We start from the raw sequence: 12,300 nt of genomic DNA, 5'->3' as shown, positions 1-12,300 counted from the left end.
AGACCAGACGCCTACACTTGTCGAACTTTCACTTATTGCATTCGCATCCGTCGAGGGCGCGCGGGACGCATCGCGGAAGTGGTGTCGCGGGGAGCTCGGCGCACCTCTTTGTCACGTTCGGGTCAGGACCTTCCTGGCGGGCGCCATGGCTCCGACGTGCGGATATGTGGCCGCTCGGCGTGAGGGGGAGCCGCCATCCGAGTGCATGCCGACGTGTTTTCGCGTGTGGCGAGCCCAGGAATACCGGCTCGTTGAGCGATAGTGTCGAGTTGTCGAGATCGATTCCGAGTGGCCTCCCGATCGCGACAGACTGACACTGAAGCGCACGGTTTCAAGCCGGGCGTCAGGACATGGGCCTGATCATCGCAAGACGATGGTTAGCGATATATCCGCAAGGAGTTAGCATGGGAGAGAAGTCTGCCGAGGTGTTGATACCCGGCCCGGACGAACCTCCGAACGCCAGGCGAAGCAGCACAGGCCCGTCGACGATGGAAACCGAGAGGAAATTCGCCGAAGTACTGGCTGATGTCGTGTGCGTCGAACGCGTTTCGGCCGACAGTCACTTCTTCGAGGATCTCGGTGCCAACTCGATGGTGATGGCGCAATTCTGCGCGCGCGTCAGGAAGCGGGGGGATCTGCCCTCGGTGTCCATGAAGGACATCTATCGCAACCCCACGATCCGCAACCTGGCAGCGGCAGTCGCGGACGCCATCCCTACTCCCGTCGACGGACACACCCTGACGGCACGGTCGGTGCAACCGGCGGTGGCGGCTGCGGAGACTCCGGTGACGCGGGCGAGCACGGCGTCCTATGTACTGTGCGGAACGCTCCAGTTGTTGGTCTTCGTCGCGTACTCCTTCGCCACCGCGCTCGCCGCCGCGCGAGGCTACGACTGGGTGTCCGACGGAACGGGTGTCACCGACATCTATCTCCGGTCCCTCCTGTTCGGCGGGAGCGGATTCCTCGTCGTGTGCCTGTTCCCGATCCTGGCCAAGTGGATTCTCGTGGGCCGCTGGAAGGCGGGTGAGTTCCCGGTCTGGGGCCTGACCTATCTACGGTTCTGGATCGTGAAGTCGCTGCTCCATGCCAATCCGATGATTTTTCTCGCCGGCAACCCGCTGTATGTGCTGTACCTGCGGGCCCTCGGCGCCCGGATCGGCAAGGGAGTCACGATCCTGTCCCGCTCCGTGCCGGTGTGCACCGACCTGCTCACGGTCGGCGAGGGCACCGTCATCCGCAAGGACGCGTTCTTCATGTGCTACCGAGCGCATGCCGGGCGTATCCAGACCGGGCGGGTCACCCTCGGCCGTGATGTGCTCGTCGGTGAGAAGACCGTGCTCGACATCGACACGTCGATGGGTGACAGGGCCCAGCTCGGTCACGCGTCCGCTCTGTACCGGGGTCAGTCCATCCCGGACGGCGAGCGCCGGTACGGATCTCCGGCGCAACCCACGGAGATGGACTTCGTACGGGTCGAGTCGGCCAAGTGCGGCACGCTGCGCCGGGCCTGGTTCGGAATCGCGACCCTGCTGCAGCTCTTCCTGGTGTACGTCCCGCTCTTCGTCGGCGGTGCGTACATGGTGTTCAGCTGGGTGCCCGCGCTCGAGGACCGCCTGAGCCCGAACGACGTCGACTCCTTCCCGGAACTCCTGACCGACTCGCTGCTCATCTCCTGCGTGGCGTTCTTCGGTCTCGTCGTCGGCGGCCTCATCACGGTCTGCACGCTTCCCCGTCTGCTGAACCTGGCCATCAAGCCCGACAAGGTCTATCCGCTCTGCGGCTTCCGGTACGCGGCGCAACGAAGCATCGCCCTCATGACGAACATCAGGTTCTTCACCTGGCTCTTCGGCGACAGCTCGTACATCGTGCACTACCTGAGGGCGCTCGGATACGACCTGACGCAGGTGGAGCAGACCGGCTCCAACTTCGGCACCGAAGTGGTGCACGAGATCCCGTATCTGGTCTCCGTCGGCAGGGGCACGATGGTGGCCGACGGCCTGTCCATCATCAACGCCGACTTCTCGAGCACGTCCTTCCGGGTGTCCCGGGCGACGATCGGAGCGCACAGCTTCATCGGCAACAACATCGCCTATCCCGCGGGAGCCAGGACGGGTGAGAATTGTCTGCTGGCCACCAAGGTCAAGATTCCCCTCGACGGCGAGGTACGCGAGGACGTCGGGCTGCTCGGCTCGCCGAGCTTCGAGATTCCCCGCACGGTCGAGCGCGACTCCCGGTTCGACCACCTCAGGTCGGGCAACGAACTACACAGTCACCTCTCCCGGAAGAATCGTTACAACCTGCGTTCCATGGCCTTCTTCCTCTGTGTCCGGTGGCTGCACGCCTTCGTCCTGACGGCGATCGGTCTCGCCACCCTCAATCTGTACGGAGCGCTCGGGTACATCGTCATCGCCTGCTATCTGACGTTCAGCCTCGCATTCACCGCGGTGTACTTCGCCCTGGTGGAGCGCGGCATCGCACGGTTCCGTCCGCTGAGCCCTCAGCTGTGCTCCATCTACGACCCGTACTTCTGGTGGCACGAGCGCCTGTGGAAGGTCCCGGACCGCCATGTGATGGTCTTCAACGGCACCCCGTTCAAGAACCTGATCTGGCGAATGATGGGCGTGCGCATCGGCCGCAGGGTCTTCGACGACGGCGTGTACGTGACGGAGCGGACGCTCACCACCATCGGGGACGACTGCACCCTCAACATCGGCAGCAAGATCCAGTGCCACTCCCAGGAGGACGGCACCTTCAAGTCCGACCGCACCACGCTCGGTGCCGGCTGCACCCTCGGTGTCGCCGCACATGTCCACTACGGCGTGATCGTGGGCGACCACGCCGAGCTGGCACCCGACTCCTTCCTGATGAAGGGCGAGGAAGTCCCTCCGTACGCACGGTGGGGCGGCAACCCGGCGGCGGAGAACCCGGACGCTCCCGGTCGGCCCTTCGGCGTCGGTCCGGCCGCGACGACAGCGACGTCCACGGCACCCGGTGCCGCGCCGACGGTGAGTTGAGGAAGGCCTGTGATGGAAGCGCACCTGAACGCGGACCGGGAGTTCTGGAGCCGCGTGCTGACCGCCGGCGGGAGCACCGCGATCCCCCGGTGGGCGCCGGAGCCGGTCGTGGGTGTCGCCGTGCACGAGGCGGTGGTGCCGGACGAGACGGCCAGGGCGGTGCGCGCCCTGGCGGACGAGCTGGAGGTGCCGCTCGGCGCGGTGCTGCTGGCCGCCCATGCCAAGGTCCTGGCCGCCCTCTCGGGCGAGCAGGACGTGGTCACGGGATATGTCGCCGGGCCGGACGAAGACCCGCTGCCCTGTCGGCTGACCGTCGCGCCCCCCACCTGGCGTGACCTGGTCGCGAGCACCCGCCGCGAGGCGGCGGAACTGCTCGCGCACCGGGCGTTCCCGGTGCGGGAACTGCGCCGGGAGCTCGGGGTGGCCGGACCGTCGTACGAGATCGTCCTCGACCCCGAGGGGACCGGGAGCGCACTCGCCGACGACACGGTGCTGGCGGTGGAGTGGGACGACCGGGGCGAACGGACGCTGCTGCGGCTGCGCCATCGCACCGAGGCACTGGATGCCGACTGCGCGGCCCGGATCGGCGGCTACCACCTCACGGCGCTGAGGCTGCTGGCCGCCGATCCGGGTGCCGAGCACGCACGACAGAGTCTGCTGTCGGCGGAGGAAGCAGAGCACCAGCTCGAAGGGCTGGCCGGGCCCGCGCGGACGCTGCCCCGGCACCGGGTGCACGAGCTGTTCGAACAGCAGGCGCGGGCCCACCCCGAGACCGTGGCCGCCGTGCACGGCGACCGCACCTGGACCTACGGGGAGCTCAACGCCCGAGCGAACCGGCTGGCCCGGGCGCTGCTGGCCCGCGGGCTCGCCCGCGAGGACGTCGTCGGCGTGGTCACCGAGCGCAACCTCGACTGGCTGGCCGCCGTGCTGGCGGTGTTCAAGGCCGGAGGCGTGTATCTGCCCATCGAGCCGCACTTCCCGGCCGGCCGTATCGAGGCGACACTCTCGCGCGCCGGCTGCCGGCTGGTGCTGACCGAGTCCGGCAGCACACACACCCTCGACAAGGCCCTGGCGCTGCTGCCCGACATCGAGCGGCTGACCGTCGAGACGGCGTACCAGGAACAGCAGGGCGACACCGATGTCTCGGTCAAGGTCACCCCCGACCAGCTCGCCTACATCTACTTCACCTCCGGCTCCACCGGCGAGCCGAAGGGCGCCATGTGCGAGCACGCGGGCATGCTCAACCACATCTTCGCCAAGATCGACGATCTGGGTGTCGGCGAGGGTTCCGTGGTGGCGCAGACGGCCCCGCAGTGCTTCGACATCTCGCTGTGGCAACTGCTCGCCGCGCTGCTGGTCGGCGGGCGCACCCTGCTGGTCCGGCAGGACGTGATCGTGGACGTCGAGCAGTTCGTCGACACACTGGCCCGCGGCCGGGTCGGCGTCGTCCAGGTCGTGCCCTCCTATCTGGAGGTGGTGGTCTCCTATCTGGAACAGCACCCCCACGAACTTCCGGACCTGATGTGTGTGTCCGTGACCGGCGAGGCGCTCAAGCGGGAGCTGGTCCAGCGCTGGTTCACCAGCCAGCCGGGGATCAAGCTGGTCAACGCCTACGGGCTCACCGAGACCTCCGACGACACCAACCACGAGGTCATGGACCGGGTACCGGACCGGATCCTGCTGGGGCGCGCCGTCAACAACGTACGGGTCCATGTCGTCGACGAGCACCTGTCCCTGGTGCCGCTGGGCGCCCCGGGCCTGATCGCGTTCTCCGGGGTCTGTGTGGGCCGCGGGTACGTCAACGACCCCGAGCGGACCCGCGAGGCGTACCTCGACGATCCGTACCGGCCGGGGGAGCGGCTCTATCTGGGAGGCGACTGGGGACGCTGGCACCCCGGCGGCAAACTGGAGTTCCTCGGCCGCCGCGACAACCAGGTCAAGATCCGTGGCTTCCGCATCGAGATCGGCGAGATCGAGAACAATCTGCTCAGGGTGCCCGGGGTACGCGACGGCGCGGTCGTCGTGGCGGAACTGGCGGGCCGCAGCGCCCACCTGATCGCCTTCTACACCGGCCGGTGCCAGCCCGCGGACGCGCTGCGCCAGGCGCTTAACGTCGTGCTGCCCGTCTATATGGTCCCCTCGGCCTTCCACTGGCAGCAGAACCTGCCGCTGACCGCCAACGGCAAGATCGACCGGAAGGCCCTGACCACGCTGGCCCAGCAGACCGCCTCGGCCGCGGAAACGGGCGCCGAGGGGAAGGAGTTCGAGCCGCCGCGCACCTCCTCCGAGCGGAAACTGGCGGCCGCCTGGGCCGAACTGCTGGGCGTCCCCCAGGACCACATCGGCCGGCAGGACCACTTCTTCGACTCCGGCGGCACCTCGCTGTCGGCGGTGAAACTCACCATCGCCCTGGGCCGGGCCGTGTCCCTGAAGGACATCACCCGCCACCCGGTGCTCGCCGACCTCGCCGCGCTCCTCGACGGGGCGACCCAGCGGCGCCCCGAGCTGCTCCAGCCGCTGACCGCCCCCGGGAGCGGGCAGGACTGCGCCCTGGTGTGCTTCCCCTACGCCGGCGGCAACGCGGTCAACTTCCAGCCGATGGCCGGAGCCCTGGCGGGCAGCGGGACCGCGGTCTACGCCGTCGACCTGCCGGGCCACGACCTCGCCGCCAAGAACGAGCCGTTCGCGCCGATCACGCGGGTGGTGGAGCAGGTCACCGCCGAGATCGCCGCGCGCGGCCTGACCAGGGTCATGCTCTGGGGGCACTCCTCGGGCGCCGCCCCGGCGCTGGAGACGGCCAGGAGGCTGCGCGAGGCCGGTGTGGACGTCCCGCGGGTGTTCGTCGGCGCCCAGTTGCCGGGCACCGCCGCCGAGCGTCGCTCCGCCATCGCCGAGCTGACCCGGCGGAGCAACGCCGAGATCGCCGCCCAGTTGACCGCGGACAGCGGCTACACCGAGCTGGGCGAGCTCAACGCGCAGCACGCCGAGCACGTCGGTGCCGCCTACCGGCACGACTGCGTGTCCGCGCACCGCTACTTCGCCGACGTCCTGGACAGCCCGCCGACGGCGAAGCTGGCCGCGCCGGTCACCGTCGTCCTCGCCGCCGACGACCCGCACACGCGCGGTGCCCCCGACCGGTACCGCGACTGGCAGCTCCTGGCCGAGCACGTGGACCTGCACGAACTCGCCGAAGGCGGCCATTACTTCCCGCGCACCCGGCCGGCCGAAGCAGCACGGGCCGTCCTGGGCGCAGCCGAACTGCTGACCTCCTCCTGAGCCTCCCCCGAGTCTCCCGAGACGCAAGGAAAGGAAACCGAGATGTCGTCCTCATCCCCGGCATCACTGCTCGAGGTGGAGCTGGTCCCGGACAAGCCCCCGGTCCTGCATGTCGAGGCACCCGGCGGTGCGGCGGCCTGGGCGGCCGAGCACCGGGACGCCCTGCGCGCGCAGGTCACCGAGCACGGGGCGCTCCTCGTCCGCGGTCTTGGCGTACGGGAGACGGACCAGGTGGGGGCCGTCTTCGCGGGACTCACCGACGGCCTGATGACGGAGCGGGAGGCCTTCGCCCCTCGGCGGAGCCTCGGACCTGGGCTGTACTCCTCCTCGGCCTGGCCGGACAACCAGCCGATGTGCATGCACCATGAGCTGAGCTACACGCTGGAGGTCCCCGGCCTGATGCTGTTCGCGTGTCTGCGCGCGCCCGGCCAGGGCGGCGCGACCGCCGTCGCCGACGCGGAGCGTGTGCTCCAGGCGCTGCCCACCACGCTGAGCGAACGCTTCGAACGCGAGGGCTGGCTGCTCACCCGTAGCTACAACGAGGAGATCGGGGCGTCCCTGGAGGAGTCGTTCGGCACCGACGACCGCGCCGCCGTCGAGCGCTACTGCCGCGACCACGCCATCGACTTCGCCTGGCAGCCCGACGGGTCGCTGCGGACGCGGCAGCGCCGTGCCGCCGTGGTGCGGCACCCGGTGACCGGCCGGCGTTGCTGGTTCAACCAGATCGCCTTCCTCAACGAGTGGACGCTGGCCCCGGAGGTGCGTGAGTACCTGGTCGACGAGTACGGGGCGGACGGACTGCCGTTCAACACCTGTTTCGGCGACGGCAGCCCCATCGGCGAGGACGTCGTCCAGTTGCTCAATTCCACCTACGAGGACCACACCCGGCGCGAGCCCTGGCAGCCCGGAGACGTGATGCTCGTCGACAACATCCGCACCGCGCACAGTCGCGAGGCCTTCGCCGGAGATCGCCAGGTGCTGGTCGCCATGGCCGAGCCGCAGCGCCTCTCCGACAGCCGCCCGACCTCGGAGGTGAGTCCGCGATGACGACCTTGCCGTCCCCCGCCACCCAGTCCGCCCCGCCGCCCCCGGGCTCCATGCCGACCTTCGCGGTGATCTCCGGAGCGCAGGTGCAGCAAGCACTCGCGGGGCGCGAGAGACAGATCGTGGATCTGGTCGAGACCACCTACCGGCTGCACGGCGCAGGGGACTCGGTCAACCCGCCCTCGTACTTCCTGCGCTTCCCCGACCGCCCGACGGACCGGATCATCGCGCTGCCGGCCTCCATCGGCGGGTCCGTACGGGTCGACGGCCTGAAATGGATCTCCAGCTTCCCGGGCAACGTGTCCGCCGGGCTGCCGAGGGCCTCCGCGGTCCTGATCCTCAACGACCCCGACACCGGCTACCCGCTGGCCTGTCTGGAGAGCTCCATCATCAGCGCCACCAGAACCGCGGCGTCCGCGGCGCTGGCGGCGGACTGGCTGACCCGCACCCGGACCCACCCCACCAGGGTCGGATTCTTCGGCGCGGGCCTGATCGCCCGGTACATCCACTCGTTCCTCGTCGGCACCGGCTGGGCGTTCGACTCGATCGGGGTGCACGACCTGTCCGCCGACAGCACCGCAGGCTTCTGCGGCTATCTGCGGCAGTCCCCGTCCCCCGGCCAGGTCACCGTCCACGACACCGCCGAGGACCTGATCCGCTCCAGCGACCTGGTGGTCTTCGCCACCGTCGCCGGGACACCCCATGTCACCGACCCGGCATGGTTCCGCCACAACCCCGTGGTCCTGCACATCTCCCTGCGCGACCTCGCCCCCCAGGTTCTGCTCGCCTCGGCGAACTACGTCGACGACGTCGAGCACTGCCTGAAAGCCGACACATCCCCTCACCTCGCGGAGCAGGCAACCGGCAACCGCGACTTCCTGGACGGCACCCTCAACGACGTCATGACCGGCCGGTCGACCCCGCCGGCCGACCGACCGGTCATCTTCTCGCCGTTCGGGCTCGGAGTCCTCGACCTCGCCGTGGGCAAGTACGTCTACGACGAAGCCGCCCGGGCCGGACACCTCCATCTCATCGACGACTTCTTCCACGAACTGCGCCGCTACGGCTGACGACGACCTTCCCTCGGCCCTGGCACCAGGAGGCCACCGTGCCCGTCATAACCGCTCCTCACGCCTTCAACGAAAGCCAGCTGTACGTCGACCTCGAGCCGATCTTCGGGCGTTCTCTGTACCTGAAGTGCGAGGGCTTCAACTTCGCGGGCTCGATCAAGCTGAAGGCAGCCATCGAGATGGTGGAGACCGCCGAACGGGATGGAGTCCTGAAGCCGGACTCGATTCTCGTCGAGTCCTCCTCCGGAAACCTGGGCGTGGCGCTCAGCATAATCGCGGCCAGCAAGGGCTACCGGTTCCTGTGCGTCACGGACTCACGCTGCAATCTGTCGACCCGGCTCCTGATGGAGGCGCTCGGCAGCCAGGTGCACATCGTCGCCGACCTGGATGCCAACGGCGGCTTCCTGGGTGCGCGGATCGACTACGTACGCGAGCTGTGCGCGTCGGACGACCGGTATGTGTGGCTCGGGCAGTACACCAACCCGGGCAACTGGCGCGCGCACTACCGCACCACGGCACCGGAGATCGCCGAGGAGTTCCCGGAGCTGGACGTGCTGTTCATCGGTGCGGGCACCACCGGCACCCTGATGGGCTGTGCGCGCTACTTCCGGGAGTGGCACAGGCCCGTGCGGATCGTCGCCGTGGACAGCGTCGGATCGGTGGCCTTCGGCGGCAAGCCGGGCCGCCGAATGATCCCCGGTCTGGGCATGAGCATGCGCCCGCCGCTGCTGGACGAGTCCTTCGTGGACGAGGTGATCCGGGTCGAGGAGGCGGACACCATCCGCGCCTGCCACCGGCTGGCCCGCCGTGGATTCCTCTTCGGCGGCTCCACGGGCACGGTGGTCAGCGGTGCGATGGACTGGCTGTCCCGCCATGACACCCGCGGTCTGACCGCGGTGGGTATCGCTCCGGACCTCGGCGAGCGCTACCTCGACACCATCTACCAGAGCAACTGGCTCGAGGCGCTGTACGGCGACGAGCTCCTCTTCGACGAGGAGGAGCTCACGAAGGATCCCCGGGGAGGTGAGCCCCGATCCCGGGCTTCCCGCCGAAGCCCTGACGCCTAGGCCCTGTCGTCAAACTCCCGCCTGCCCCGCGACGCCACGCCCGCTCGCCCGCGCTCGACTTCGCTCGCGCGGGCGGTGCCCCCACCGCCGCGCCGGACACGGCCCCGAGTACACCCGGTACGAGGGGCCGAGTCCGGCACTCCCCCAAGCTCTTCGAGCAGGGGGTACCCCCAGAGCACGCTCCCCCACTCTCGGCTTCGCTCGAGCGGGAGGGGCCCCCACGCCGCAGCAAGGCCGCCCTCTGGGCGGCGACGCGAGTTTGACGACAGGACCTAGCAGCTGTCCCGAGCCCGGGACGCCGTCGGCCACCGGAGCGCCCATGGGCGGACCGGTGGCCGTGGGACCTCTCGCCCCGGGACACCGTTCGCCGGTGTCCCGGGACGGATACGTCATGCGGAGGGCGCGTTGTGCTGTCCCTGCGCTTCCTTGGTACGGGCGACGGCCGGCCCGTCCTGCGGTGTGCGCTCCGGCGTGGGAGCGTGTCCGCCGCGCAGCGCCGAGGCGAGCGCGGAGACCAGGGCCATGCCCGCGGCCACGGCGAAGACGATGGTCAGCCCGTGGTGGAAGGGACCGGAGACCAGCCGTGGGAAGAAGCTGTGACCGGTCAGGGCGGCACGCTGGGCCGCCGAGAGATGGGAGAGCGTTCCGCCGAAGGCGAGCAGGTGCTCGATGGGGTTGTTGCCGAGGAAGGTGGCGAACAGGGTGCTGACCGGCGGCAGTGACGCCGCGTGCTGCGCCGCGGCGGCCGGGACGCCGTGCGCCGTGAGCCCGGACCTGAGGGTCGTGGGCAGCGACGAGGCCAGCCCGGAGACCATCAGCGAGAAGAACACCCCGATGGACAGGGCGGTCCCCGAGTTCTGGAAGGTCGAGCGCATGCCCGAGGCGACGCCCCGGTGCTCCGGCGGCACGCTGCCCATGATCGACGACGTGTTCGGCGAGGAGAACATGCCCTGGCCCAGGCCGTTGAGCAGCAGCAGTGCCGCGAACGTCGTGTAGTCGAAATCGACCGGCAGGGTGAGCAGTCCCAGGAAGGACGCCGCCACGACGACCAGCCCCGCCGTGGAGAACACCCGGGCGCCGAACCGGTCCGACAGATAGCCGGACAGAGGACCGGCGATCAGGAAGCCCAGCGTCAGCGGCAGCATGAAGATGCCCGCCCACAGCGGCGTGTCCTCGAAGGCGTAGCCGTGCAGCGGCAGCCATATGCCCTGCAGCCAGATGATCAGCATGAACTGCAGCCCGCCGCGCGCGATTGCGGTCAGCAGGGCGGCCACATTGCCCGCGGCGAACGCCCGCACCCTGAACAGGGCCAGCCGGAACATGGGCTCGGCGACGCGCGTCTCCGCGTAGCAGAAGAGCAGCAGCAGGGCGCCGCCGCCGAACAGCCCGCTGAGCACCCAGGGGTTGCCCCAGCCGGTGGCACTGGAGCCGTAGGGCTGGATGCCGTAGGTGATGCCGGCGAGCAGGATTCCCGCGCCCGCCGCGAAGGTGATGTTGCCCAGCCAGTCGATGCGGCCGCGGCGGCCCGCCGCGGTCTCGCGCAGGCTCAGATACGACCAGATCGTCCCCGTGATGCTGACCGGCACGCTCACCCAGAACACGGCCCGCCAGTCCACGGCGGCGAGCAGTCCGCCGGCCAGGAGGCCCAGGAACTGACCGGCGAGCGCGGTGATCTGGTTGATGCCGAGGGCCATACCGCGTTGCCGGGCGGGGAAGGCGTCGGTGAGGATGGCGGCCGAGTTGGCGGTCAGCATGGAGCCGCCGAACGCCTGTACGATGCGCCACAGGATCAGCCACAGGGCCCCCGCGCCCGCCCGGAACGGATCCAGGGACAACGCGACGGACGCGACGGCGAAGATCAGGAACCCGAGGTTGTAGATCCTGACCCGGCCGAACATGTCGCCGAGCCGGCCGAGGACGACGACGAGCACCGCCGACACCAGCAGATAGCCCAGGATCATCCAGAGCAGATAGCCGATGTTGCCGGGCGCGAGCGGGTCCAGGCCGATCCCGCGGAAGATCGCGGGCAGCGAGATGATCACGATGGAGGCGTCCATCGTCGCGATCAGCACACCGAGGGTGGTGTTGGACAGGGCGACCCACTTGTAGCCGGGGCCCGCGGGCAGGTCCCGTCGGCGGCCTGTGCCGGGTCGGCCAGCGTTGCCCCGGGCGCCCGCGCTCACAGCCGGGCCGCCAGTCGGTCGAGGAGTGGCACGGCCGACGCGAGCGTGTCCCGCTCCTGGGCCGTGAACTCCTCCAGGGCCGCCGAGAGCCGGTGGACGGACTCCGAACGCCGCTCCGCCAGCATCGCCCGGCCCTCCTCGGTGATCGCCACGACTGCCCGCCGTCCGTCGGCCGCGTCAGGTGTACGACGCACCAGTCCACGCTGTTCGAGCCCGGCCAGCGTGCTGGCCATCGCCTGCGGCCGTACGCGCTCCAGGTCCGCGAGCGACCCCGGGTATCCGGGGCCTTCGGCCGCGAGCCGGGCGAGCACCGACACTCCGGAGAGGGTCACGTCCCCTACGGCGTGCGCCTGGCGCAGCCGCCGGGTCATCCGGCCCACGGCCAGTCGCAGGCCGGAGGCGAGGCTGTCGACGTCCGCCTCGACGGCGACGCGATCGGGTCCGGTCTGTTTGTCTGCCTTCACAGGTAATAACACTAGGTTTATCAGCCTGGACTGTTCAATCACGTGTTAGTAATCGTCGAGCTGCCGCCGGTTGACGCGGTACAACCTCGGGGACGTTCTCCCTCGGGTTCGGCAGGGGGTGCACCTGATTGCAGCAGCGACCGTGCGCCGCGGGGCGGGACGTGCTCGGCGTTCCGTTTGCC

7 protein-coding genes are annotated in these 12,300 nt (G+C 69.5%); 5 read left to right on the top strand and 2 right to left on the bottom strand.

Annotation, left to right across the window (positions count from 1 at the left end; genetic code table 11):
* The first annotated feature begins 404 nt into the window (after nt 1–404).
* The 5 genes from ACFYX0_RS09710 to sbnA are packed head-to-tail and all read left to right on the top strand — an operon-like array spanning nt 405 to nt 9,471.
* Nucleotides 405–3,014, top strand: a complete 2,610-nt coding sequence (locus tag ACFYX0_RS09710; protein ID WP_388968513.1) for a Pls/PosA family non-ribosomal peptide synthetase — start codon at nt 405–407, stop codon at nt 3,012–3,014.
* A 12-nt stretch (nt 3,015–3,026) separates the two neighbouring features.
* Complete coding sequence (locus ACFYX0_RS09705) at nt 3,027–6,290, top strand: amino acid adenylation domain-containing protein (RefSeq protein ID WP_388968510.1); 3,264 nt, start codon at nt 3,027–3,029, stop codon at nt 6,288–6,290.
* A gap of 42 nt (nt 6,291–6,332) precedes the next feature.
* The gene (locus tag ACFYX0_RS09700; protein ID WP_388968507.1) at nt 6,333–7,337 is read left to right on the top strand and encodes a TauD/TfdA family dioxygenase; all 1,005 of its coding nucleotides are present in this window, start codon (nt 6,333–6,335) and stop codon (nt 7,335–7,337) included.
* Nucleotides 7,334–8,404 carry a 2,3-diaminopropionate biosynthesis protein SbnB gene (gene sbnB, locus ACFYX0_RS09695; protein WP_388968504.1) on the top strand — a complete coding sequence of 357 codons (1,071 nt, stop codon included), beginning with the start codon at nt 7,334–7,336 and terminating at the stop codon, nt 8,402–8,404. The genes ACFYX0_RS09700 and sbnB overlap by 4 nt, the downstream gene beginning before the upstream one ends.
* Nucleotides 8,405–8,442: 38 nt before the next feature.
* Nucleotides 8,443–9,471 carry a 2,3-diaminopropionate biosynthesis protein SbnA gene (gene sbnA, locus ACFYX0_RS09690; protein ID WP_388968501.1) on the top strand — a complete coding sequence of 343 codons (1,029 nt, stop codon included), beginning with the start codon at nt 8,443–8,445 and terminating at the stop codon, nt 9,469–9,471.
* A 389-nt stretch (nt 9,472–9,860) separates the two neighbouring features.
* On the opposite strand, the gene ACFYX0_RS09685 is transcribed toward sbnA, so the two are convergent.
* Both ACFYX0_RS09685 and ACFYX0_RS09680 read right to left on the bottom strand, forming a co-directional pair.
* Complete coding sequence (locus ACFYX0_RS09685; protein ID WP_388968790.1) at nt 9,861–11,528, bottom strand: MFS transporter; 1,668 nt, start codon at nt 11,526–11,528, stop codon at nt 9,861–9,863.
* A 122-nt stretch (nt 11,529–11,650) separates the two neighbouring features.
* Nucleotides 11,651–12,118, bottom strand: a complete 468-nt coding sequence (locus tag ACFYX0_RS09680; RefSeq protein WP_388968498.1) for a MarR family winged helix-turn-helix transcriptional regulator — start codon at nt 12,116–12,118, stop codon at nt 11,651–11,653.
* Between the last annotated feature and the right edge of the window lie 182 nt (nt 12,119–12,300).

It is taken from the genome of Streptomyces sp. NPDC002573, assembly GCF_042889625.1.
In the GTDB taxonomy this organism is placed as follows: domain Bacteria; phylum Actinomycetota; class Actinomycetes; order Streptomycetales; family Streptomycetaceae; genus Streptomyces; species Streptomyces gibsoniae.
The sequence above is the reverse complement of the archived record's forward strand: the minus strand, read 5'-3'. Positions and strand labels throughout refer to the sequence as shown.